Origin of the sequence: Pseudomonas sp. PS02303 (assembly GCF_029959925.1) — a bacterium.
GTDB lineage: Bacteria > Pseudomonadota > Gammaproteobacteria > Pseudomonadales > Pseudomonadaceae > Aquipseudomonas > Aquipseudomonas mandelii.
In genome coordinates, this window is the sequence record NZ_JASCOM010000030.1 from 25,012 (window position 1) to 50,328 (window position 25,317).

Annotated in this window: 16 protein-coding genes and 2 tRNA genes; 14 read left to right on the top strand and 4 right to left on the bottom strand. The window is 60.5% G+C overall.

Annotation, left to right across the window (positions count from 1 at the left end; genetic code table 11):
• Positions 1 to 181: 181 nt before the first annotated feature.
• The 3 genes from QMX98_RS10545 to QMX98_RS10555 all read left to right on the top strand — a co-directional run bounded on the left by QMX98_RS10545 (position 182) and on the right by QMX98_RS10555 (position 4,801).
• Positions 182 to 1,369 (top strand): ATP phosphoribosyltransferase regulatory subunit, encoded by a 1,188-nt coding sequence (locus QMX98_RS10545; RefSeq protein ID WP_010464194.1) that lies wholly within the window; start codon positions 182 to 184, stop codon positions 1,367 to 1,369.
• 54 nt (positions 1,370 to 1,423) lie between these two features.
• A complete protein-coding gene (locus QMX98_RS10550) occupies positions 1,424 to 2,716 on the top strand; it encodes an adenylosuccinate synthase (RefSeq protein ID WP_010464193.1) in 1,293 nt (430 codons plus the stop codon).
• 150 nt (positions 2,717 to 2,866) lie between these two features.
• Positions 2,867 to 4,801: a methyl-accepting chemotaxis protein gene (locus QMX98_RS10555; RefSeq protein ID WP_010464192.1), complete on the top strand. Its 1,935-nt coding sequence runs from the start codon at positions 2,867 to 2,869 to the stop codon at positions 4,799 to 4,801.
• 123 nt (positions 4,802 to 4,924) lie between these two features.
• On the opposite strand, the gene QMX98_RS10560 is transcribed toward QMX98_RS10555, so the two are convergent.
• The 4 genes from QMX98_RS10560 to QMX98_RS10575 form a co-directional block, all read right to left on the bottom strand.
• A complete protein-coding gene (locus QMX98_RS10560) occupies positions 4,925 to 6,490 on the bottom strand; it encodes an iron ABC transporter permease (RefSeq protein ID WP_077750242.1) in 1,566 nt (521 codons plus the stop codon).
• Positions 6,490 to 7,500 carry an extracellular solute-binding protein gene (locus QMX98_RS10565; protein WP_169857569.1) on the bottom strand — a complete coding sequence of 337 codons (1,011 nt, stop codon included), beginning with the start codon at positions 7,498 to 7,500 and terminating at the stop codon, positions 6,490 to 6,492. The genes QMX98_RS10560 and QMX98_RS10565 overlap by 1 nt, the downstream gene beginning before the upstream one ends.
• 219 nt (positions 7,501 to 7,719) lie before the next feature.
• Positions 7,720 to 7,806 (bottom strand) — tRNA-Leu (locus QMX98_RS10570).
• A gap of 166 nt (positions 7,807 to 7,972) precedes the next feature.
• Positions 7,973 to 8,059: transfer RNA gene (locus QMX98_RS10575), tRNA-Leu, on the bottom strand.
• 226 nt (positions 8,060 to 8,285) lie between these two features.
• On the opposite strand from QMX98_RS10575, the gene rnr reads away from it, so the two are divergent.
• The 11 genes from rnr to QMX98_RS10630 all read left to right on the top strand — a co-directional run bounded on the left by rnr (position 8,286) and on the right by QMX98_RS10630 (position 25,232).
• Positions 8,286 to 10,916, top strand: a complete 2,631-nt coding sequence (rnr, locus tag QMX98_RS10580) for a ribonuclease R (protein WP_010464189.1) — start codon at positions 8,286 to 8,288, stop codon at positions 10,914 to 10,916.
• Positions 10,913 to 11,680: a 23S rRNA (guanosine(2251)-2'-O)-methyltransferase RlmB gene (gene rlmB / locus QMX98_RS10585; RefSeq protein WP_010464188.1), complete on the top strand. Its 768-nt coding sequence runs from the start codon at positions 10,913 to 10,915 to the stop codon at positions 11,678 to 11,680. The genes rnr and rlmB overlap by 4 nt, the downstream gene beginning before the upstream one ends.
• A 315-nt stretch (positions 11,681 to 11,995) precedes the next feature.
• Positions 11,996 to 12,418: a 30S ribosomal protein S6 gene (rpsF, locus tag QMX98_RS10590; protein ID WP_003217491.1), complete on the top strand. Its 423-nt coding sequence runs from the start codon at positions 11,996 to 11,998 to the stop codon at positions 12,416 to 12,418.
• A 28-nt stretch (positions 12,419 to 12,446) separates the two neighbouring features.
• The gene (gene rpsR / locus QMX98_RS10595) at positions 12,447 to 12,677 is read left to right on the top strand and encodes a 30S ribosomal protein S18 (protein WP_002551829.1); all 231 of its coding nucleotides are present in this window, start codon (positions 12,447 to 12,449) and stop codon (positions 12,675 to 12,677) included.
• Between the two features lie 36 nt (positions 12,678 to 12,713).
• Entirely contained in the window at positions 12,714 to 13,607 is an 894-nt protein-coding gene (locus QMX98_RS10600; RefSeq protein ID WP_010464187.1) for a hypothetical protein, read from the top strand.
• Between the two features lie 19 nt (positions 13,608 to 13,626).
• The gene (gene rplI / locus QMX98_RS10605) at positions 13,627 to 14,073 is read left to right on the top strand and encodes a 50S ribosomal protein L9 (protein WP_003197251.1); all 447 of its coding nucleotides are present in this window, start codon (positions 13,627 to 13,629) and stop codon (positions 14,071 to 14,073) included.
• Between the two features lie 108 nt (positions 14,074 to 14,181).
• Complete coding sequence (gene dnaB / locus QMX98_RS10610) at positions 14,182 to 15,576, top strand: replicative DNA helicase (RefSeq protein WP_010464182.1); 1,395 nt, start codon at positions 14,182 to 14,184, stop codon at positions 15,574 to 15,576.
• Between the two features lie 285 nt (positions 15,577 to 15,861).
• A complete protein-coding gene (locus QMX98_RS10615; RefSeq protein WP_077748929.1) occupies positions 15,862 to 18,165 on the top strand; it encodes a YgiQ family radical SAM protein in 2,304 nt (767 codons plus the stop codon).
• Between the two features lie 326 nt (positions 18,166 to 18,491).
• Complete coding sequence (locus QMX98_RS10620) at positions 18,492 to 21,767, top strand: transglutaminase family protein (RefSeq protein WP_282410738.1); 3,276 nt, start codon at positions 18,492 to 18,494, stop codon at positions 21,765 to 21,767.
• An 88-nt stretch (positions 21,768 to 21,855) separates the two neighbouring features.
• Entirely contained in the window at positions 21,856 to 24,342 is a 2,487-nt protein-coding gene (locus QMX98_RS10625; protein WP_282410739.1) for a circularly permuted type 2 ATP-grasp protein, read from the top strand.
• Positions 24,342 to 25,232 (top strand): transglutaminase family protein, encoded by an 891-nt coding sequence (locus QMX98_RS10630; RefSeq protein ID WP_010464171.1) that lies wholly within the window; start codon positions 24,342 to 24,344, stop codon positions 25,230 to 25,232. Before QMX98_RS10625 ends, QMX98_RS10630 begins: the two co-directional genes overlap by 1 nt.
• The last annotated feature ends 85 nt before the right edge of the window (positions 25,233 to 25,317 follow it).

Genomic DNA, 25,317 nt, shown 5'->3' on the forward strand with positions numbered 1-25,317 from the left:
TTTTAGCGGGCGCCCGAGTTGAATGACTCGACAGGTTTTTCGAGGAAAGTGGTTGGCGAAGCCGGTTTCAGGCTTTTCGCCACGTTGTTTATGCGCGTGGTTTGCACATGAGCCGACCATTTTCTGCTTCACTCAAGGCTCGCCCAACGGCTGGCCGCCCGGATCATAGGGGAATGGCGTAATGGCAACGGTAGACCGCTGGCTGCTGCCAGATGGCATCGAAGAAGTACTGCCACCAGAGGCGGCGCGCATTGAAGTCGCGCGTCGTCAGGTGTTGGATCTGTTCCAGAGCTGGGGTTACGAGTTTGTCGTGACTCCCCATATCGAGTACCTGGAATCCCTGCTGACCGGCGCGGGCTCGGACCTCGATCTGCGGACCTTCAAGGTCATCGACCCGCAATCGGGCCGGCAGATGGGGTTCCGTGCCGACATCACGCCGCAAGTGGCGCGCATCGATGCGCACACCCTGCGCCGTGAAGGCCCGAGCCGCCTGTGCTATGCCGGCAGCGTGCTGCATGCCCAGCCGCGCGCCCTGTCGTCCTCACGCAGCCCGATCCAGCTGGGCGCCGAGTTGTATGGCGATGCCAGCCCGAGCAGCGACGTGGAAGTCATCAGCCTGATGCTGGCCATGCTGCAACTGGCCGACGTGCCGGATGTGCACATGGACCTCGGTCATGTCGGCATCTACCGCGGCCTGGCCCGTGCGGCCGGTCTGTCTGGCGAAGTTGAACAGCAGTTGTTCGATGCGTTGCAACGCAAGGCCATCGACGAGGTCATTACCTTGACCGAAGGCTTGCCTGCCGATCTGTCGGGCATGTTGCGCGCGTTGGTCGATCTGTGTGGCGGCCGTGAAGTATTGAGCGCTGCTCGCGAGCGTCTGGCGCATGCGCCAGCGCCGGTTCTGGCGGCGCTGGACGATTTGCTGGCGATTGCCGAGCGTCTGTCCACGCGTTTCCCGGAGTTACCGCTTTATTTCGACCTGGGTGAGTTGCGCGGCTACCACTACCACACCGGTGTGGTGTTCGCGGTGTTCGTACCGGGTGTTGGCCAGTCCATTGCCCAAGGCGGTCGTTACGACGACATCGGCGCCGACTTCGGTCGCGCTCGTCCGGCAACCGGCTTCTCCACCGATTTGAAAACCCTGGTGACCCTGGGGCGTGCTGAGATCAAGCTACCGTCTGGCGGTATCTGGATGCCTGACAGTACGGATGCGGCACTCTGGCAGCAGGTTTGTCAGTTGCGCAGTGAGGGTCAGCGTGTCGTTCAGGCGTTGCCTGGACAACCTTTGGCCGCCGCCCGTGAAGCGGACTGCGACCGGCAATTGATTCAGCAGAACGGGCTTTGGCAAGTATCGCCACTGGCTTCTTGAGTTTTCCTGTCGGCTGCGGCCGGCACCAAGTTTGCGCGAATGAGGACAAGTGTTATGGGTAAGAATGTCGTAGTCCTGGGCACCCAATGGGGTGATGAGGGCAAAGGCAAGATCGTTGATCTGCTGACCGAACATGCTGCCGCCGTAGTGCGCTACCAGGGTGGCCACAACGCGGGTCACACCCTGGTGATCGACGGCGAAAAAACCGTCTTGCACCTGATTCCGTCGGGCGTGTTGCGCGAAGGCGTGCAGTGCCTGATCGGCAACGGCGTGGTGGTTGCACCCGACGCTCTGCTGCGGGAAATCATCAAGCTGGAAGAGAAAGGCGTACCGGTGCGTGAGCGCCTGCGTATCAGCCCGTCCTGCCCGCTGATCCTGTCCTACCACGTCGCGCTGGACCAGGCCCGTGAAAAGGCCCGTGGCGAGCTGAAGATCGGTACCACCGGTCGCGGCATCGGCCCGGCTTATGAAGACAAGGTTGCACGTCGTGGTCTGCGCATCGGTGACCTGTTCCACCGTGAGCGTTTCGCCGCCAAGCTGGGTGAGTTGCTGGATTACCACAACTTCGTCCTGGTCAATTACTACAAAGAGCCTGCGATCGACTTCCAGAAAACACTCGACGAGTGCATGGAATACGCCGAGCTGCTGAAGCCGATGATGCTCGACGTCACCGCCGAGCTGCACGAGTTGCGTCGCGCTGGCAAAGACATCATGTTCGAAGGCGCCCAAGGCTCCCTGCTGGACATCGACCACGGTACCTACCCGTACGTCACCAGCTCCAACACCACCGCGGGCGGCATCGCTACCGGTTCGGGTTTTGGTCCGATGTACCTGGATTACATCCTGGGCATCACCAAGGCGTACACCACTCGCGTGGGTTCGGGTCCGTTTCCGACTGAGCTGTTCGACGACGTGGGTGCATTCCTGGCCAAGCGTGGCCACGAGTTCGGCGCTACCACCGGCCGTGCCCGTCGTTGCGGCTGGTTCGATGCCGTCATCCTGCGTCGCGCTATCGACGTCAACAGCATCTCGGGCCTGTGCCTGACCAAGCTGGACGTGCTGGACGGTCTGGAAACCATCAACATCTGTGTTGGCTACAAGAACCAGGATGGTGCAGTGATCGACGCGCCGACTGACGCCGACAGCTACATCGGCCTGGAGCCGGTGTACGAAGAGATGCCAGGCTGGACCGAATCCACCGTCGGTGCCAAGACGCTGGAAGAGCTGCCGCAAGCTGCTCGCAACTACATCAAGCGCGTCGAAGAGTTGGTCGGTGCGCCGATTGACATTATTTCGACGGGCCCGGACCGCAACGAAACCATCGTTTTGCGTCACCCGTTCGCTTAATAAGTTGTTGATGTAGAAAGCAAAGGGCCCTTGATTGGGCCCTTTGTCGTTTATACCTGCCGGACGGCATGACCTTTGCTGTGATGTTGAATAAAAGCATCGCTTCCAGTGCGCCATCAATTTAATGGCGCCAAAGCAGAGGGATTCCAAGTGTCGGCCGTTCTCTCATTGTTACAAAGCCGTTTGTTGCGGCCTGTGTTCGTTACCCTTGGTATCGCCCTTTTGGTGCAGGTGCTGGTGGCTGTTGCTCTGACTCGGAGCACGGTGACTGCGCTTGAGGCTGATCTTGGTGTGCGTCTGGGTGTCGACAGCCAAAAACTGTCTGGAGAGCTTGAGCAGGCGGGGCGTGAAGTCACGTCGAGCCTGGACAACCTCTCTACCAGCACCCGTCAGCGACTCACCGCCGGCTTGTCTACGCGATTGAAAGACGAGCAGGTGCAATTGCGTGCAACGTTGGAAAAGGATCTCAAGGATTCGGCCAACGACATGGCGCAACTGCTGGCCTCGGTCGCTCCGCGTGCCATGTGGGACAGCGACGTTCCAACCCTGTCCGAATTTGCCCGTCGAGCCCAGCGCAATCCCAACGTGTTGTTCGTGGTGTATGACGACGCGACGGGTCAACACCTGACGCGCTACCTCAACCGCGAAAACCCGATCAACAAGGCGCTGCTGGAGAAAGGCCAGGGCGAGCGTGCGCTGGACAAAGTGCTGGACGCGGCGAAGAACGATCCGTCGGTCTACTACCTCGAAGCATCGATCAACCCCAATGGTGTGGAAATCGGCAAGGTCTTGATGGGTGTCTCGACCGCCTCGGTGGAAACTGATCTGGCGGCCCTGGATAAACGTTTTGCGGCGCTGATCGCTAGCGGAGATCAACTGGTTGGCGACAGCCTCAAAGGCGCGGCCGCCGACAGCGCCACGGCGATGCGTGCGCGTCTGACGTCTGCGCAGGCTACGGCCTCTGAAATGAAAGCCAACACCACCAGCACCGTGCAGGAAGCGGCGTCGACATTGCGCTGGCGCATCGGGATGTTCCTGGCGCTGGTCGGTTGCGGTGTGCTGCTGTTGCTCGCGGTGGTGCTGGGCCGTCGTGTGGTCAATCGCTTGAAAATGCTCATCGCCGCCATGGATGACCTGGCGGCGGGTGAGGGCGACCTGACCAAGCGCGTGCAGATCAATAGCAAAGATGAAATCGGCGATATGGCCGCGGCGGTTAACCGCTTTGTGGATAAGTTGCAGCCGATCGTGCGCGAAGCGGGCGATGTGGCCCAGCGTACCGGTGTGGAAATCGGCGCCATGACCCTGCGCAATGCCGGAGCTGATGCGGCGGCGGGCATGCAGCGTGATGAAGTGGCTGAGAGCCTGCGCGCGTTGTCGCAGATGGCCGATGAAGCCCAATCGGAAAGCAACGCCATGCAGGCTGCGTTGCAGCAAGTGGTGGATATTCGTTCGGCCACCGATGAGAACACTCGAACTTCGGCGAAGGTCGGTAGCCTGATCGAGGCGTTGGCCGGGCAGGTCGATACCGGCGCGAAAGTCATCGAGCGTCTGGCGCAGCAGAGCGAGCAGATTGAAGTGGTGCTGACGGTGATTCACGGGATCGCCGAGCAAACCAACCTGCTGGCACTGAACGCCGCCATCGAAGCGGCGCGTGCCGGCGAAACCGGTCGCGGCTTTGCGGTGGTGGCGGACGAAGTCCGGGCGTTGGCGAGCAAGACCCAAAGCTCCACCGGCGACATCCAGGCGCACATCGTGGCCTTGCAGCAAGGTGCGCGTGAAGCGGTGGCAGCGATCGGCCAGGCCGGGCGTCAGGCCAATGAAGGTTTGCTGGTATTGCGTGACAGCGCACGGTTGCAGCAATCGGTGCAGGCATCGGTCGAGCAGGTGCATGCGGCGATTGGTCTGGCGACCCAGGCAGCGGCGCATCAGGCGCAAGGTGCACAAGCGGTGCGGGGTCGGGTTGAGACGATTCATGCACAGGCTGAGAAAGCGGCTCAGGCGGTGGTGGAAACCACGGCCAGCGGCAAGGTGCTGGATGGGTTGGCGGCGCAGCTGAAGGCAAGCCTGGGGCAGTTCAGGGCGTAAGATTTGTATTGGTTGAGCTGACGTCATCGCGAGCAGGCTCGCTCCCACGGGATTGTGGGTGGGCACAGAATTTGTGACCACCTCAGATCAAATGTGGGGGTGAGCCTGCTCGCGATGGCGGTCTTATCGGCTCAAATACATCCGTGTTGTCAGTAAATAAACCGGCAGCCCCGACACCAGAATCAACAACGCCGCATAAGGCGCCGCTGCCGCGAACTCCACGTTCGCGGTATGCGCCCAAACCTCCGTCGCCAGCGTATTGAGCCCGGTCGGACTCAACAGCAGCGTCGCCGTCAGCTCCTTCATCGCATCCAGAAACACCAGCGCAAACGCTGCACCCAGTGCTGGAAAGATGATCGGCAGCGTCACCCGGCAAAACGCACTGAAAGACGATGCCCCCAGCGTGCGTGCCGCCTCTTCCAGTTGCGGCGCGGCCTTGTTCAGCGCCGTGCGAATCGGTGCCTGCGCCAATGGCAAAAACAGTAGCGCATAAGCGATCAGCAGCAGTGCCGAAGTCTGGTACAGCACCGGCACGTAATGCAGGGCGAAATACACCAGCGTCAGCGCAATCACCAAGCCTGGCAGCGCGTGCAGCAGATAGGGCAAGCGCTCGGCCCAGATCGCCAGCCGGCCTTTGTGCCGCACCACCAGCAATCCCACCGGCACCGCCAGCACCAGGCACAGTGCAGCGCCACCCAGCGACAACGCCAGGGACGACAGTAGCGCTTCGCTGATTGCTGCCACCGGGAATGCTGCCGACGAACCTACCGCCAGCCAGTACGCCAGCATCCCCAGCGGAATGCCGCTGCCGATGATTGCCAATGCCAGGCAGTAAACCTGTCCGGCAACCGTCCACGGCCCCAGTCGAACCTGTTCCGCCTGCCGCGCTGCGCCCTGGCCGGTGCGCACGTGCCGGCCTTTGCCGCGTACTCGCAACTCAAGCCACAACAGCACCAGGCACAGCGCCAGAAGCACCGCCGACAGCATCGCCGCGTTGGCGTTGCTGAATTCCAGTTCGAACTGCTGATAAATCGCGGTGGTAAAGGTTTGCAGGCCGATGATCGACAGGGCGCCGAACTCCACCAGCATGTGCAGGGCAATCAACAGCGAACCTGCAAGCAGGGACGGCCAAAGCAGGGGGAGGGTAATCCTGAAAAACACGCCCCACCGATTCTGTCCCAGCGTGCGGGCTGACTCTTCCAGGGACGGATCGAGGTTGCGCAGGGTTGCTGCAACGGGCAGAAAGATCAGTGGGTACTTGGACAGGGTCATCACCAGGATCGCCCCGCCCAGGCCTTCGAAATGCGCGCTCAGGGATACCCAGGTAAAACTGCTGACGAACGCCGGCACGGCGAACGGCAAGCACAGGATAACGCCCCACACTCGCCGTCCCGGCAGATTGCTGCGTTCCAGCAGCCAGGCAAGGGACAAACCGATCACGCCGCAGGCGACGGTCACGCCGATCATCAGCGCCAACGTATTGCGCAGCAGCCCGAACACATAAGGCCGCCACAGCAAATGCAGCGCCTCGGCCCAGCCGGCCTGCCAGGTCTTGAGCCCGACATACACCAGCGGCAAAAGGCTGAGCACCACCAGCAGCAAAACCGGCAGCAGCAGCCAGATCGACGGCCGCTTGCGCCGTGGCACGTAACCCCCGCGCGAGGCGGGGGCGGATAACGATGCGCTCATCAGTTCAAGCCAACGTCACGTTCCAGGTCCAGGGCTTCTTCGGCGTTGCCGAGGTCGGCCGGGGTGACCTTCGGCGCCTCCAGTTCGCTGAACGGCTTGAGACCGCGATCCGATTCCATGCCTTTGTGCAGCGGGTATTCGGCGGTGGTCTGGGTGATCACGCGCTGACCTTCTTCGCTGGCCATGTAGGCGAGAAATTGCTGGGCTTCTTTTGGATGCTTGGTGGATTTCAGCACGGCGGCGCTGGAAACAGTGATCAGGCCGCCGACGTCGCCGCCGGTGAAGTAATGCAGTTTCGAGTCGAGCTGGCCTTTTTCCCGTTGCAAGGCGAACCAGTAGTAGTTGTTCACCAGCACGGTGGCGACTTCGCCGTTTTCCACCGCTTTCAGCGCAACCATGTTGTTGCTGTAAGTCTTGCCGAACGCGCGCAGGCCGGTCAGCCATTCTTCGGCCGCGTCCATGCCATGCACTTTGATGATTGCCACGGCCTGTTCCTGGAACGCGCCGCTGGTAGGCACGAAACCGACCTTGCCTTGCCATTTCGGATCGGAGAATTCCATCACCGACTTGGGCAGGTCTTTTTCATCGATCAGTTTCGGGTTGAACGCGACCACGCGGACCCGGGCGGTGATGCCGATCCAGGTGCCATTACCGGCGACGTAGTCTTTCGGCAGAACGGCGAGGGTGGCGGCGTCGGTCTGGGCCAGAAGGCCCTGTTCGCCGAGTTTGTTCAGCGGAGGCGATTCTTCTGTGTAGATCACATCGGCGGGAGAGCGGTCGCCTTCTTCGACGACCTGGCTGGCGAGCTGATTGCTGCTGCCTTTGCGCACGTTGACGTGAATGCCGGTCTTGGCCTCGAAGGCTTTGGCGATGGCGTCGCCGACTTCCTTGTGTTGGCCGTTGTAGAGGGTCAGGGAAACTGGATCAGCAGCCTGGGTGAGGGGAGTGGCGAGTGCCAGGCCGAGCAGGGTGAAGGTCAGGCCGCGGCGCAGGGTATTTCGAAACATCATTCGCAGGGTTCCTCACTGTCGCATTGCAAAAACTTGAAACAATGATAAACGATATTGTTTCTCAAGTGCGCCTTGCGGGGCGCAGAGGGTTTTGCTAGAGGGGGTGCGATCTCTTTGGCGAGGGAGGAGTAATGGCTTGAAGTTTTTGAATGCCAGAAACGCAAAAACCCGCTTTCGCGGGTTTCTGTGAAATCCAAGATCGAAACCTTGAATTTGAATTGGTGCCCAGAAGAAGACTCGAACTTCCACGACCTTGCGGTCACCAGCACCTGAAGCTGGCGTGTCTACCAATTTCACCATCTGGGCATAATCTTCAGCGTCGCCGCTGTTGATGTGGCGCACTATACGGAGAGCGTTTTGATCTGTAAACCCCTGATTTAGATTTAATAAATCAGATGTTTAGAATGCAAAAAACCCGCTTTCGCGGGTTTTTGTGTGAGCCTTGAAATTGATCTAATCTCAAGCTCGTAATTGGTGCCCAGAAGAAGACTCGAACTTCCACGACCTTGCGGTCACCAGCACCTGAAGCTGGCGTGTCTACCAATTTCACCATCTGGGCAGTATCGGCAACGCTAGTGCGTCGTCGATGGCGCGCACTATACGGAGCGTCTTTTTAACTGTAAACCCCTGGCATCAAAAAAACCTGGAAAATTTTACCAGCGGCATTTAAATCAGCTTTGTGCTGTCGATATAAGGCTTTAGATGGGCTGTCGCAGCCTGAAATTTCCCGTTTCATTACGCCTATGCCAAACTAACCCGCATATAGACAAGGTGAAAACTCTCTAATGGCCGATTGGCAGTCCCTCGATCCCGAGGCCGCTCGTGAAGCGGAAAAATATGAAAACCCTATTCCTAGCCGCGAACTGATCCTTCAGCACCTTGCTGATCGGGGTTCGCCTGCTAACCGCGAGCAGTTGGTGGAAGAGTTTGGTCTGACCACGGAAGACCAGATCGAAGCCCTGCGTCGCCGCCTGCGCGCCATGGAGCGCGACGCTCAACTGATCTATACCCGTCGCGGCACCTATGCGCCTGTGGATAAGCTCGACCTGATCCTGGGCCGCATCAGCGGTCACCGTGACGGCTTCGGCTTCCTGGTCCCGGACGACGGCAGCGATGACCTGTTCATGAGCCCGGCGCAAATGCGCCTGGTGTTCGATGGTGACCGAGCCCTGGCCCGTGTGTCTGGCCTCGACCGTCGCGGTCGTCGCGAAGGCATGATCGTCGAAGTGGTGTCCCGTGCCCACGAGACCATCGTCGGTCGCTACTTCGAGGAAGGCGGTATCGGCTTCGTGGTGGCGGACAATCCGAAGATCCAGCAAGAAGTGCTGGTCACTCCGGGTCGTAACGCCAACGCGCAGATCGGTCAATTCGTCGAAGTGAAGATCACGCACTGGCCGACCCCACGCTTCCAGCCGCAAGGCGACGTGGTCGAGGTCGTGGGCAACTACATGGCGCCGGGCATGGAAATCGACGTTGCCCTGCGCACCTACGATATTCCTCACGTCTGGCCCGAGGCGGTGCTCAAAGAAGCCGCCAAGCTCAAGCCTGAAGTTGAAGAGAAAGACAAAGAGAAGCGCATCGACCTGCGTCATCTGCCGTTCGTGACCATCGACGGTGAAGATGCGCGCGACTTCGATGACGCGGTTTACTGCGAAGCCAAGCCTGGCAAGCTGCGCCTGTTCTCCGGCGGCTGGAAGTTGTACGTGGCGATTGCCGACGTTTCCAGCTACGTGAAGATCGGTTCGGCACTGGATAACGAATCCCAGGTTCGCGGCAACTCGGTGTACTTCCCCGAGCGCGTCGTGCCGATGCTGCCGGAGCAGCTGTCCAACGGCCTGTGCTCGCTGAACCCGCACGTCGATCGCCTGGCCATGGTTTGCGAGATGACCATCTCTAAAACCGGCGAGATGACCGACTACTGCTTCTATGAAGCGGTGATTCACTCCCACGCCCGCCTGACCTACAACAAGGTCAGCGCGATGCTGGAAACGCCGAAACTCACAGAAGCGCGTCAGCTGCGTGGCGAGTACACCGATGTCCTGCCACACCTCAAGCAGCTTTACGCACTGTACAAAGTGCTGCTGGCTGCTCGTCACGTGCGTGGCGCGATCGATTTCGAAACGCAGGAAACCCGGATCATTTTCGGTACCGAGCGCAAGATTGCCGAAATCCGTCCGACCGTGCGTAACGATGCGCACAAGCTGATCGAGGAATGCATGCTGGCGGCCAACGTGGCCACCGCCGAATTCCTGAAAAAGCACGAAATCCCTGCGCTGTATCGCGTCCACGACGGTCCGCCACCGGAGCGTCTGGAAAAACTGCGCGCCTTCCTCGGCGAGCTCGGCCTGTCCTTGCACAAAGGCAAGGACGGCCCGTCGCCGAAGGATTACCAGGCCTTGCTGGCCAGCATCAAGGACCGTCCGGATTTCCACTTGATCCAGACCGTCATGCTGCGCTCGTTGAGCCAGGCGGTGTACAGCGCCGATAACCAGGGCCACTTCGGCCTGAATTACGAAGCCTATACCCACTTCACCTCGCCGATCCGCCGCTACCCGGACTTGCTCACGCACCGGGCGATCCGCAGCGTCATCCATTCCAAGCAGAACACCCCGCACGTTCGCCGTGCCGGCGCGATGACTATTCCGAAAGCGCGCATCTATCCATACGACGAAGCGGCGCTGGAACAGCTCGGCGAGCAATGCTCGATGAGCGAACGCCGTGCCGACGAAGCCACCCGCGACGTGGTGAACTGGCTCAAGTGCGAGTTCATGAAAGACCGTGTGGGCGAATCGTTCCCGGGTGTGATCACCGCAGTGACCGGTTTTGGTCTGTTTGTCGAGCTGACCGACATCTACGTCGAAGGCCTGGTGCACGTCACCGCGCTGCCGGGCGATTACTACCACTTCGACCCTGTGCACCACCGCCTCGCCGGTGAGCGTACCGGTCGCAGCTTCCGCCTTGGCGACACCGTTGAAGTGCGCGTGATGCGCGTTGACCTCGACGAGCGCAAGATCGACTTCGAGATGGCGGAAAAAACCATCAGCGCGCCGATCGGCCGCAAAAAGCGCGGAACTGAAAAGACCGAGCCAGCCGCCAAGACATCGGCCAAAACCGCAGCAGAACCGGCACCGGCAAAAACCGGTCGTCGTCCTGCCAAGGAAAAGGCTGTCGAAGCCTATCGCCCAAGTGATGCCGCGGCGAAAAATGCCGAGTTGCGTAAAAGCCGTGAATTGAAACAGGCGTTACTGTCTGAAGCAAAAAGCGGCGGTAAAGCGGCGTCTGGGGGAAAGACCGGACGGTCGGCGCCTGACAAGGCCCCCGGCAGCAAGCCAAGCAAACACCGTAAAGGCCCGCCAAAAGCGGGTTCGGCCCCAGCCAAAAGCGGCGGTGCGCGAAAACCTAAGGCCAAGTCATGAGTAATCTGGAAAAGATCTACGGCGTGCACGCTGTAGAAGCATTGCTGCGTCACCACCCGAAACGCGTCAAGCAAATCTGGCTGGCTGAAGGCCGCAGCGATCCGCGGGTTCAGACACTGATCGCCCTGGCTGCGGAAAATCGCGTGGCCGTCGGCCAGGCCGAGCGCCGTGAGCTGGATGCCTGGGTTGAGGGCGTGCACCAGGGCGTCGTGGCGGATGTGAGCCCGAGCCAGGTCTGGGGCGAAGCGATGCTCGACGAGTTGCTCGATCGCACCGAAGGCGCGCCGCTGCTGCTGGTGCTCGACGGCGTGACCGATCCGCACAATCTGGGCGCTTGCCTGCGTTCGGCCGATGCGGCCGGTGCGCTGGCGGTGATCGTGCCGAAGGACAAGTCAGCCACCCTGACCCCGACGGTACGGAAGGTGGCTTGTGGTGCGGCGGAAGTGATTCCGTTGGTCGCCGTGACCAACCTGGCGCGAACCCTGGAAAAACTCAAGCAGCGTGGCTTGTGGGTTGTCGGTACGGCGGGCGAGGCTGAGCAGAGTCTGTATCAGCAAGACATGACCGGCCCGACCATCCTGATCATGGGCGCGGAAGGCAGTGGCATGCGTCGCCTGACTCGCGATCTTTGCGACTACCTGGTGCATCTGCCGATGACGGGCAGCGTCAGCAGTCTCAACGTGTCTGTGGCGACTGGCGTTTGCCTGTTCGAGGCCCAGCGCCAGCGCAGCGTCAAAGCTGCGGCGGGTGGCAAGAAGTCTTAAGCCGGTTGTAATCCCTGTGGGAGCGAACCTGCTCGCGAAAGCGGAGTAACATTCAGCATCAATGTTGAATGTCATGCCCCCTTCGCGAGCAGGCTCGCTCCCACAGTGGTTTGTGTCAGGGCGAAAAGTTGCGGTGCGAACGAACTGTTCAAATAATCACCAATTGCCTTGCACCTCTTCTATCCCTTCTCTACAATTGCGCCCCTTGCTGTGACGGCAGGCACTCACGTGTCTATCGCAAGCAAGTCCATAAGTGTCATTCACTCCTTGTCTGACCGTTTTTGAACGGCAGGCTACAACCCGTAAGGAGCATTCATGCGTCATTACGAAATCATCTTTTTGGTCCACCCGGATCAAAGCGAGCAAGTCGGCGGCATGGTTGAGCGTTACACCAAGCTGATCGAAGAAGACGGCGGCAAAATCCACCGTCTGGAAGATTGGGGCCGTCGTCAACTGGCCTACGCAATCAACAATGTTCACAAGGCTCACTACGTGATGCTGAACGTTGAGTGCACTGGCAAGGCCCTGGCCGAGCTGGAAGACAACTTCCGCTACAACGATGCAGTGATCCGTAACCTGGTCATCCGTCGCGAAGAAGCCGTTACCGGCCAATCCGAGATGCTCAAGGCTGAAGAAAACCGCAGTGAGCGCCGTGAGCGTCGCGACCGTCCTGAGCACGAAGGCGCTGAAAGCGCTGATAGTGATGACAGCGACAACAGCGATAACGCTGACGAGTAATCCACGGACCTTTTAAGGAGCCTATCAAATGGCACGTTTCTTCCGTCGTCGTAAATTCTGCCGCTTCACCGCTGAAGACGTGAAAGAGATCGATTACAAAGATCTCAACACTCTGAAAGCCTACGTATCCGAGACCGGCAAAATCGTTCCAAGCCGCATCACCGGTACCAAAGCTCGTTATCAGCGTCAGCTGGCCACCGCTATCAAGCGCGCCCGCTTCCTGGCCCTGCTGGCCTACACCGACAGCCACGGCCGCTGAGACCGGGCAGTCGACACGTAGCAAAGGATTGAATGCATGCGCGCCTTAGCTGAGTTCATCATGCGCGGCCGTATGCAGGCCACTCTGGTAGTGGCTGGATGCGCAATACTGCCGTTGTTGTATTGGTTGGGTGCTGCCGCCGGATGCCTTGTGCTCCTGCGGCGCGGATTGAAGGACGCCATTGGCGTACTTGCTCTGGGGCTGCTGCCGGCGTTGATCTGGTGGCTTTACTCCGATGACCCACGGGCACTTCTGGTGCTGCTGGGGTCTTCGAGCCTTGCGTTGGTTTTGCGCGCAAGCGAGTCCTGGAACCGCGTGCTGCTGGTCAGCATAGCGATGGGAGTGGTGTTTGCAGTGGTGCTGGGGACAGTTTTTGCTCCCCAAATCGAGATGCTGGCGCAGGCTTTGATAAAAGTCATGCCGTCGCTACTCGGTGATGTCTACCAGAAGTTGTCGGTAGACGAGCAAGCGCATTTTGCGTCCCTGATTGCACCGGTCCTGACCGGCCTGATTGCGGCCTTGTTGCAAATCGTCAGTGTGCTGAGCCTGATTGTCGGGCGCTACTGGCAGGCGTTGTTGTACAACCCGGGTGGTTTTGGTCGCGAGTTTCGCGCCATCCGATTCCCGCTTTTACCAGCGATGTTGCTGCTGGCGTTCATGCTTCTGGGACCGAATATCGGTCCACAGATGGCCATGTTGACGCCGTTGTGCAGCGTACCGCTGGTGTTCGCCGGGCTGGCCCTGATTCACGGGCTGGTGGCGCAAAAGCGACTGGCCAGGTTCTGGCTGGTGGGGTTGTACGTCACGCTGTTGCTGTTCATGCAGCTGATCTATCCGTTGCTGGTGGTCTTGGCCATCGTCGACAGCCTGATTGATTTTCGCGGTCGTTCGACGCCGAAAGACGTCGATAGCGCGAACGGTGAAGGTTAAAAGTTAAGAGGATTTTCACATGCAACTGATCCTTCTGGAAAAAGTCACCAACCTGGGCAACCTGGGTGACAAAGTAAACGTTAAGGCTGGTTACGGTCGTAACTACCTGCTGCCTTACGGCAAAGCTACCGCTGCGACCGCTGCCAACCTGGCTGCGTTCGAAGAGCGTCGCGCTGAGCTGGAAAAAGCCGCAGCAGACCGTAAAACTTCGGCTGAAAGCCGTGCCGCCCAACTGGCTGAGCTGGAAGTGACTATCACTGCCACCGCTGGTGACGAAGGCAAGCTGTTCGGTTCGATCGGTACTCACGACATCGCTGATGCACTGACCGCCTCTGGCGTTGAAGTGGCAAAAAGCGAAGTTCGTCTGCCGAACGGCACCATCCGCAACGTAGGCGAATTCGACGTAGCCGTGCACCTGCACGCCGAAGTTGAAGCCACCGTACGCGTTGTCGTGGTAGCAGCTTAAGCAGCACTTGTCGGCTGGCACCCTCGGGTGCTTGCCGGTAACATCGGGCACGATCCTGTTTACAGGTCGTGCCCTTTGTCTTTCTGAAACCCCCAATTTCTAGTGGCCATGAACGATATCTCCGCTCCCGAGCAATACGATCTGCAAACCGCTGCCCTGAAGGTGCCGCCGCATTCCATCGAGGCCGAACAGGCCGTGCTCGGTGGTTTGATGCTGGACAACAACGCCTGGGAACGCGTGTTGGATCAAGTGTCGGACGGCGATTTCTATCGGCATGACCACCGTTTGATCTTCCGCGCGATCGCCAAGCTCGCCGACCAGAACTCCCCCATCGACGTCGTGACCCTTGCCGAGCAATTGGACAAGGAAGGTCAGACCTCGCAGGTCGGTGGTCTCGGTTACCTGGGTGAGCTGGCGAAAAACACGCCGTCCGTCGCCAACATCAAGGCTTATGCCCAAATTGTTCGTGCGCGGGCAACCTTGCGCCAACTGATCGGCATTGCCTCCGAAATTGCCGACAGTGCCTTCAACCCGGAAGGCCGTACCGCTGAAGAGATTCTCGACGAAGCCGAGCGCCAGATCTTCCAGATCGCTGAGGCCCGGCCAAAGACCGGCGGCCCGGTGAGTGTGAATGACCTGTTGACCAAGGCTATCGACCGCATCGACACCTTGTTCAACACCGACAACGCCATTACTGGTCTGTCCACCGGTTACACCGACCTCGACGGAATGACCAGTGGCTTGCAACCGTCTGACCTGATCATCGTCGCCGGCCGTCCATCCATGGGTAAAACCACCTTTGCGATGAACCTGGTGGAAAACGCCGTGTTGCGCAGTGACAAGTGCGTACTGGTCTACTCGCTCGAGATGCCAGGCGAATCGCTGATCATGCGTATGCTGTCGTCCCTCGGCCGTATCGACCAGACCAAGGTCCGTGCCGGTCGCCTGGACGACGACGATTGGCCGCGCCTGACCTCGGCGGTCAACCTGCTCAACGATCGCAAACTGTTCATCGACGATACGGCCGGCATCAGCCCGTCGGAAATGCGTGCGCGGACCCGACGCCTGGTGCGTGAGCACGGCGACATCGCCCTGATCATGATCGACTACCTGCAATTGATGCAGATCCCGGGTTCGGGCGGTGACAACCGGACCAACGAGATTTCCGAGATCTCCCGTTCCTTGAAGGCCCTGGCCAAGGAATTCAACTGCCCGGTGGTGGCGTTGTCCCAGCTCAACCGCTCCCTGGAGCAGCGACCGAACAAACGGCCGATCAACTCCGACCTCCGGGAATCCGGAGCGATCGAGCAGGATGCTGACGTGATCATGTTCGTTTACCGGGACGAGGTGTACCACCCGGAAACCGAGCACAAAGGCATCGCCGAGATCATCATCGGCAAGCAGCGGAACGGCCCGATCGGCACGTCGCGGCTGGCGTTCATCGGCAAGTACACCCGCTTCGAAAACCTCGCACCGGGCAGCTACAACTTCGACGACGAGTAACGCCCAGGCAGGACGCTTGCCTGTGGCGAGGGAGCTTGCTCCCGCTCGGCTGCGCAGCAGTCGCAAAGCTGAGGAATGCGGTCCGTCTGGAAAAATTCGGTCGAAGGTTTTGGGGCCGCTTCGCTGCCCAGCCGGAGCAAGCTCTCTCGCCACAAGGGTTGCGCCTGGCCTCTGGATCTTTGCGCGAAACGGGCGCCGCAATTTCCGACCATAGCCGTCGGAATTGGTTGTTTTTTGTGCTATATTCCGCGCCCGCGATTTTTCATCTCAACACCGGTCATCGTCATGCAAACAGCCAAGCCGTTATTTGACTATCCCAAGTACTGGGCCGAATGTTTCGGCCCGGCGCCATTCCTGCCGATGAGCAGGGAGGAGATGGATCAGCTTGGCTGGGATTCCTGCGACATCATCATCGTCACCGGTGATGCGTACGTTGACCATCCGTCGTTCGGCATGGCAATCATCGGCCGGCTGCTGGAGTCGCAAGGCTTCCGCGTCGGGATCATTGCCCAGCCAAACTGGCAGTCCAAAGACGACTTCATGAAGCTCGGCGAGCCGAACCTGTTCTTCGGTGTCGCGGCCGGCAACATGGATTCGATGATCAACCGCTACACCGCCGACAAGAAAATCCGTTCCGATGACGCCTACACCCCGGGTGGCCTGGCGGGCAAACGTCCGGACCGCGCGAGCCTGGTTTACAGCCAGCGCTGCAAGGAAGCCTACAAGAATGTACCGATCGTGCTCGGCGGCATCGAAGCTTCCCTGCGTCGCATCGCCCACTACGATTACTGGCAGGACCGGGTGCGCAACTCGATCCTGATCGACGCCTGCGCCGACATCCTGCTCTACGGCAACGCCGAGCGTGCGATCGTCGAAGTCGCCCAGCGTCTGTCCTTCGGTCACAAGATCGAAGACATCACCGACGTGCGCGGCACCGCGTTCATCCGTCGTGACACGCCGAAAGACTGGTACGAAGTCGATTCCACGCGCATCGACCGTCCGGGCAAGGTCGACAAGATCATCAACCCGTACGTGAACACCCAGGACACCCAGGCCTGCGCGATCGAGCAGGAAAAAGGTCCGGTTGAAGACCCGAGCGAAGCCAAGGTCGTGCAGATCCTGGCCAGCCCGAAAATGACCCGCGACAAAACCGTGATTCGTCTGCCTTCGGTCGAGAAAGTCCGTGGCGATGCGGTTCTGTACGCTCACGCCAACCGCGTGCTTCACCTGGAAACCAACCCGGGCAACGCCCGCGCCCTGGTGCAGAAGCATGGCGAAGTCGACGTCTGGTTCAACCCGCCGCCGATTCCGATGACCACTGAAGAAATGGACTACGTGTTCGGCATGCCTTACGCACGGGTTCCGCACCCGGCGTATGGCAAGGAAAAAATTCCTGCCTACGACATGATTCGCTTCTCGGTGAACATCATGCGTGGCTGCTTCGGTGGCTGCACCTTCTGCTCCATCACCGAGCACGAAGGCCGGATCATCCAGAACCGTTCCGAAGAATCGATCATTCGCGAAATCGAAGAGATCCGCGACAAGGTTCCAGGCTTCACCGGCGTGATTTCCGACCTCGGTGGCCCGACTGCGAACATGTACCGCATCGCCTGCAAGAGCCCGGAAATCGAATCCGCGTGCCGCAAGCCGTCGTGCGTGTTCCCGGGCATCTGCCCCAACCTGAACACCGATCACTCATCGCTGATTCAGCTGTACCGCAGCGCCCGTGCCTTGCCGGGTGTGAAGAAGATCCTGATCGCGTCCGGTCTGCGCTACGACCTCGCGGTCGAGTCGCCGGAATACGTCAAAGAGCTGGTGACCCACCACGTCGGCGGTTACCTGAAGATCGCCCCGGAACACACCGAGGAAGGTCCGCTCAACCAGATGATGAAACCGGGCATCGGCAGCTATGACAAGTTCAAGCGCATGTTCGAGAAGTACTCCAAGGAAGCCGGGAAAGAGCAGTACCTGATTCCGTACTTCATCGCCGCCCACCCGGGCACCACCGACGAAGACATGATGAACCTGGCCCTGTGGCTCAAGGGCAACGGCTTCCGCGCCGACCAGGTGCAGGCGTTCTACCCGTCGCCGATGGCCACCGCCACCGCGATGTACCATTCGGGCAAGAACCCGCTGCGCAAGGTCACTTACAAGAGCGACGCGGTGACCATCGTCAAGAGTGAAGAGCAGCGTCGCCTGCACAAGGCGTTCTTGCGTTATCACGACCCGAAAGGCTGGCCGATGCTGCGTGAAGCGTTGACCCGCATGGGCCGCGCCGACCTGATCGGGCCGGGCAAGAACCAGTTGATCCCGCTGCATCAGCCGGCGACCGACAGCTACCAGAGCGCCCGTCGCAAGAACTCGACGCCGGCCGGCAGTCACAAGGTTGCAGGGGAAAAAACCACCAAGATCCTGACCCAGCACACCGGCCTGCCACCGCGTGCCAGCGATGGCGGCAATCCGTGGGACAAGCGTGAACAGGCCAAGGCGGCGGCATTCGCCCGCAACCAACAGGCGGCCAAAGATCGCAAGGACGCGGCCAAAGGCAAGGGACCGAAGCCTGCGCGCAAGCCGGTAGTGCCGCGCTAAACGCTGACCGCTGATAACAGAACGCCAACCTTCGGGTTGGCGTTTTTTATTGTCTGCTGATCGTTCCCGCGCGCTGCGTGGTAATGCCTCAAGGGACGCTCCGCGTCCAGTGACGCAGAGCGTCACGGGCTGCATTCCCACGCAGAGCGTGGGAACGTTCGTAGGTATCTCGCCACATTTGCGTGCAATCCTCTCAAACCAATTTCCCGCATCGCCCGATTTTGGTGCTGTACTGCCTCAAGCAATCGAAGAAAGCGCCAGCGCTGCTGGATGGCATAAGTCTTGCGCGCTTTCCCAATACGCTTAAGGCTCGCAGGAGGCACGCCGTGTCGATTCATGTCGCATTGCACCACGTCACGCATTACCGCTACGACCGCGCCGTCGAGCTCGGTCCGCAGATCGTTCGCCTGCGCCCGGCCGCCCACAGTCGCACGCGGATTCTGTCCTATGCGCTGAAAGTCTCCCCCGAGCAGCATTTCATCAACTGGCAGCAGGACCCCCAGGGCAATTACCTGGCGCGGTTGGTGTTCCCGGAGAAAACCGCTGAGCTGCGCATCGAGGTCGATCTGCTGGCGGAGATGGCGGTGTTCAATCCGTTCGACTTCTTCCTTGAGCCCTACGCGGAAAAGATCCCGTTCACCTACGCCTCGGATGAGCGCAAGGAACTGGCGCCGTACCTGGAAACCTTGCCCCTGACGCCGAAGTTCAAGGCCTATCTGGACGGCATCGACCGCACGCCGCTGCCGAGCGTCGACTTCCTCGTGGCGCTCAATCAGCGCCTGAGCGAAGACATCGGCTACCTGATCCGCATGGAGCCAGGGGTGCAAACCCCTGAGCACACCCTTGAACATGCGTCCGGTTCCTGCCGTGACTCGGCGTGGTTGCTGGTGCAGTTGCTGCGTAACCTCGGGCTGGCGGCGCGTTTCGTCTCTGGTTATCTGATCCAGCTGACCGCCGACGTCAAAAGCCTCGACGGTCCCTCGGGCACGGAAGTGGATTTCACCGACTTGCACGCCTGGTGCGAGGTCTATTTGCCCGGCGCCGGCTGGATCGGCCTGGACGCGACGTCAGGGCTGTTTGCCGGTGAAGGACACATTCCGTTGGCGTGCAGCCCCGATCCGGGCTCTGCGGCACCGATCAGTGGCCTGGTGGAACCGTGCGAGTGCGAGTTCACCCACGAAATGTCCGTGGAGCGGATCTGGGAAGCGCCGCGAGTAACAAAGCCCTATACCGAAGATCAGTGGTTGGCGATCCAGGCGCTGGGGCGGCAGATCGATGCCGACCTGCTGGAGGGCGACGTGCGCCTGACCATGGGCGGCGAGCCGACGTTTGTTTCCATTGACGATCCGGACGGCGCCGAGTGGAACACCGCTGCACTTGGCCCGGACAAGCGTCGGCTGTCCGCCGAGCTGTTCCAGCGCATGCGCAAACACTACGCGCCCAAAGGCCTGGTGCATTTCGGTCAGGGCAAGTGGTATCCCGGCGAACAACTGCCACGCTGGTCGCTGAACTGCTACTGGCGGCGCGATGGCGTGCCGATCTGGCACAACAGCGCACTGATTGCCGATGAGCAGGAAGACTACGGCGCCGATGGCGAACTGGCCGGGCGTTTTCTGTCGAGTGTCGCCGAACGCCTGAAAATTCCGACACGCTTTGTTTTCCCCGCCTACGAAGACAATTTCTATTACCTCTGGCGCGAAGGCACGTTGCCGCTGAACGTCAGCGCCGAAGACTCGCGTCTTGAAGAACCGCTGGAGCGGGCCCGCCTGCGTAAAGTCTTCAGCCAGGGCCTGGACAAGGTGATCGGTCAGGTCCTGCCGCTGGCGCGCACCGCCAAGGGTGATCAATGGCAGAGCGGTCGCTGGTACCTGCGTGACGAGCACTGCCGACTGGTGCCCGGTGATTCACCGCTGGGCTATCGGCTTCCGTTGGGCTCGCAGCCATGGGTAAAAGCGGCGGAGTATCCGTTCATCCATCCTAACGATCCGAATCAGGCATTCCCCTCGCTACCAGACACTCAGCAGTTGAACAGTCCGGGAGCACCGGCCGAAGCGGTCGAGCGGGAACTGAAAGTCGATGAATCCGCCGACTGGCTGACCCGCACCGCATTCTGCGCCGAGGCACGGGAAGGTCGGTTGTACCTGTTCATGCCGCCGCTGGAACGGGTCGAGGATTATCTGGAACTGGTCACCGCGATCGAGGCCACGGCGCAGGAACTGCATTGCCCGGTGCTGCTGGAAGGCTACGAGCCGCCGAGCGATCCGCGCTTGAGCAACTTCCGTATCACCCCTGACCCGGGCGTGATTGAGGTCAATGTGCAGCCGTCCGCCACGTGGGATGAGCTGGTCGAGCGCACCGAGTTCCTCTACGAAGAAGCGCGCCAGACCCGACTGACCACCGAGAAGTTCATGATCGACGGCCGGCACACCGGCACCGGCGGCGGCAACCATTTCGTCCTGGGTGGTGCGACGCCGGCTGACTCACCGTTTCTGCGCCGTCCCGACCTGCTGCGCAGCCTGATCAGTTACTGGCATAACCACCCTTCCTTGTCCTACCTGTTTTCCGGCTTGTTCATCGGCCCGACGTCCCAGGCGCCGCGTGTCGATGAAGCACGCAACGATGCCTTGTACGAACTGGAAATCGCCTTCGCCCAGATGCCGGAGCCGGGCGAGGAGTGTGCGCCGTGGCTGGTCGACCGGTTGCTGCGCAACTTGCTGATCGACGTGACCGGCAATACGCACCGCGCCGAGTTCTGCATCGACAAGCTCTATTCGCCGGATGGCGCGACGGGTCGGCTTGGATTGCTTGAATTGCGCGCCTTTGAAATGCCACCGCATGCGCGCATGAGCCTGGCGCAACAGTTGCTGCTGCGGGCGCTGGTGGCTTGGTTCTGGCGCGAGCCGTATGCGCCGCCGAAACTGGCGCGCTGGGGCACTGAGCTGCATGACCGGTTCCTGCTGCCGCACTTTATCGAGCAGGATTTCGCCGATGTGATCGTCGATCTCAATGCCGCCGGTTATCCGGTGCGCGCAGAGTGGTTCGCCGCGCATCTGGAATTTCGTTTTCCCAAGGTTGGCGATTACGCGGTCAGTGGCATCGAACTGGAAGTGCGTCAGGCGCTGGAGCCTTGGCATGTGCTGGGTGAGGAGGGCGCGGTCGGCGGCACGGTGCGCTACGTGGATTCGTCGCTGGAACGCTTGCAGGTGAAGCTCACCGGTCTGGCACCGCAGCGTTATTTGCTGACGTGCAATGGCGTTCCCGTACCGTTGCAGCCGACCGGCCGCGTCGGCGAGTTCGTTGCCGGCGTGCGTTTCCGCGCCTGGCAACCGGCCAACTGCCTGCAACCGACCATCCCGGTCCACGCGCCGTTGGTGTTCGACCTGCTCGACACCTGGATGCAGCGTTCGCTGGGGGGCTGTCAATACCACGTCGCCCATCCGGGCGGGCGTAATTACGACAGCTTGCCGGTGAATGCCAATGAGGCCGAGAGCCGACGGATGGCGCGTTTCTTCCGCATCGGACACAGCCCGGGGAAACTTCCGATACCGATTCTGGAAATTAATGACGAGCTGCCGATGACGCTCGATTTACGACGTTTCTAAACCGTACACGACGCTCGGATTTTTCGTCTATCCGGGCGTCATGAGCCTGCGTTAGTCTGACCGTTCTTTGCTGTCTGCCGAGCTTTCCATGCCTGACCTGCTTGACCGCTACCCGCTGACGGCGGGCACTTATCACGAACTGCTCGACGACAGCGGCGCCGTGCGCCCCCACTGGCGCCGGTTGTTCGACCAATTGCAACGCAGCACACCAGCGCAATTGGTGCAGCGTCAGGCTTTGTTGACCCGGCAGATCCAGGAAAACGGCGTGACCTACAACGTCTACGCCGACCCCAAGGGCGCGGATCGGCCGTGGGAGCTTGACCTGCTGCCGCATGTGATTGCGGCAGATGAGTGGCAGCAGTTATCGGCCGGGATTGCCCAGCGAGCTCGGTTGTTGAACGCCGTGCTGGCAGACCTTTACGGCCCGCAGCGATTGATTGCCGAAGGGCTGCTGCCGGCGGAACTGGTATTTGGCCACAACAATTTCCTCTGGCCCTGTCAGGGCATTACGCCGCCGGACGGGGCTTTTCTGCATTTGTACGCCGTGGATCTGGCGCGCACGCCGGATGGCCGCTGGTGGGTGACGGCGGACCGGACTCAAGCGCCTTCCGGTGCCGGTTATGCGCTGGAAAACCGCACCATCGTGTCCCGAGCCTTTCCCGAGTTGTATCGCGACCTGAAGGTGCAGCATCTGGCCGGGTTCTTCCGCACGCTCCAGGAAACCCTCGTCCGCCAGGCGCCAAACGATGAAGACGCGCCACTGATCGTGCTGCTGACGCCGGGACGTTTCAACGAAAGCTATTTCGAACATCTCTATCTGGCGCGCCAGCTCGGTTATCCACTGGTGGAAGGCGGCGACCTCACGGTGCGCGATGCCACGGTCTACCTGAAAACCCTCAGTGGCCTGCGTCGGGTTCACGCGATCATGCGTCGGCTCGACGATGATTTCTGCGATCCGCTGGAACTGCGTACCGACTCGGCACTCGGTGTGCCGGGCTTGCTCGAAGCCGTGCGGCAGGGGCGCGTGCTGGTGGCCAATGCCCTCGGCAGCGGAGTACTCGAGTCGCCGGGGTTGCTCGGCTTTTTGCCGAAGATCAATCAATTCCTGTTCGGCGAAGAACTGATCCTTCCGTCCATTGCGACGTGGTGGTGTGGCGAAGCGCCGGTGCTGGCCCAGGCGCTGGAGAAACTGCCGGAATTGCTGATCAAACCCGCCTTCCCGTCGCAAAGCTTCGCCCCTGTATTTGGCCGCGATTTGAGTGAAAAACAGCGTCAGGCCTTGGCTGAGCGCATGCAGGCGCGGCCTTATGCATATGTTGCGCAAGAGTTGGCGCAATTGTCCCAGGCACCGATCTGGCAGGCCGAGGACGGTCAGCTGCAACCGCGAGCCATTGGGATGCGTATGTATGCGGTGGCCAGTCAAGACGGTTATCGGGTGTTGCCGGGCGGATTGACCCGGGTGGCCGCCGAAGCGGATGCGGAAGTGGTGTCGATGCAGCGCGGCGGTGCGAGTAAGGACACCTGGGTATTGGGGGATCGTCCGCCGAGCGGCGAGCAATGGAAAACCCAGCGCACGATCGGTGTGCATGATCTGGTTCGGCGCGATCCGTACCTGCCGTCGCGGGTGGTCGAGAACCTGTTCTGGTTTGGCCGCTATTGCGAACGCTGTGATGACAGCGCGCGATTGCTGCGGATCATGCTGGCGCGCTACGTCGATGGCGATGACCCGCAGGCCCTGGAAGCGGCGGTCGACCTCGGCGAGCGCCTCAATCTGTTGCCAGACGAAGGTGAGTTGCCCGAGCGGTTGTTGGCGGCGTTACTCGGCGATGATTGGCCCTTCAGCCTGCGCTCCAATTTGCAGCGCTTGCAGTGGGCCGCCTCGCAAGTGCGCGGCAAGCTCTCGCGGGAAAACTGGCAGGCGCTGGTGGAATTGCAGCGCGAAGCCATGGAGCTGGAAACCGAAGAGCCGGATTTCGGCGAGTTACTGGATTTCCTCAACCGGCTGGTGATGTCCCTGGCGGCACTGTCCGGTTTTGCCCTGGACGACATGACCCGGGATGAAGGCTGGCGTTTTCTGATGATCGGTCGGCGGATCGAGCGTCTGCAATTTCTCAGCGCCAGCCTGGCGGCGTTTCTGCGCGGTGCCGGTGCCTTCGATCAGGCTGGGCTGGAATGGCTGCTGGAACTGGGCAACAGCAGCATCACATACCGCTCGCGGTACCTGGCGGTGGCGCAGTTGATTCCGGTGCTCGATCTGTTGCTACTCGACGAGCAGAACCCTCATGCGGTGCTGTTCCAGTTAAAACTGGTGACCCGCACCCTGAAACGCTTGAACGATGATTTTGGCGTGCCTCGCGAAGCCGGTCTGCCGCAACTGGTGGAGCGCCTGGTGCGGTTCCATCTGGGTTGCCTGGAGAATTCGTTGTTCGGCGAAGCCAGCGTTCGCGCCGCCATCAACGGTCTGGCCGATCTGCTGCAAGAGATCGCCGATGCCAGCGGGCAAGTGTCGGATCGTCTGGCCTTGCGCCATTTCGCCCATGTCGATGATGTCAGCCAGCGCACGGTGTCCGTCTGATGAGCGCCCGTTACCAGATTCTCCACGACACCCATTATCACTACGACAGCCCGGTGTCCCTGGCCCAGCAACTCGCGCACCTGTGGCCACGGGCCTGTGCCTGGCAGCGCTGCACCGAACAACACTTGCAGATCAGTCCCGACCCGACCTCACGCCGGGATGAATTGGATGTGTTTGGCAATCCGCTCACCCGGTTGGCGTTTGAGCGGCCGCATGATGAATTGCTGGTCAACGCCCGGCTTACGGTCGAGGTGCTGGCCCGGCCAACGCTGGATTTCAATCAATCCCCCGCGTGGGAAGAAACCCGCAATGCGCTGACCTACAGCAGTCAGCCGCTTTCTACAGATTTACTGGAAGCGTGCCGTTACCGGTTTGAATCGCCCTATGTGCATCTGAAGCGCAACTTTGTCGAATTCTCGGAAAGCTGTTTTCCACCGGGACAGCCTTTGTTGCTGGGCGTCCAGGCGTTGATGGAGAAGATTTTCAGCGAATTCACCTTCGACGCCGAGGCGACTCAAGTGGCAACGCCGCTGGTGGAGGTGCTGGAACGTCGGCGCGGGGTCTGTCAGGACTTCGCGCACCTGATGCTCGCTTGCGTGCGTTCCCGTGGACTGGCGGCGCGTTACATCAGCGGCTACCTGCTGACCCAGCCACCGCCCGGCCAGCCACGACTGATCGGCGCCGATGCCTCGCATGCCTGGGTTTCGGTGTTTTGCCCGGTGCTGGGCTGGGTGGATTTTGATCCGACCAACAATGTGCAACCGGCGCTGGAGCACATCACCCTGGCCTGGGGACGGGATTTTTCCGATGTGTCGCCGTTGCGTGGGGTGATTCTGGGGGGCGGCAATCACGACCCCGAGGTCCGCGTCACCGTGATGCCCCTGGACTAACAAAATCCCCTGAAGGAGCGAGCCTGCTCGCGATTGCGGTGTGTCAGTCGATATGAATGTTGAATGACACACCGCAATCGCTGTC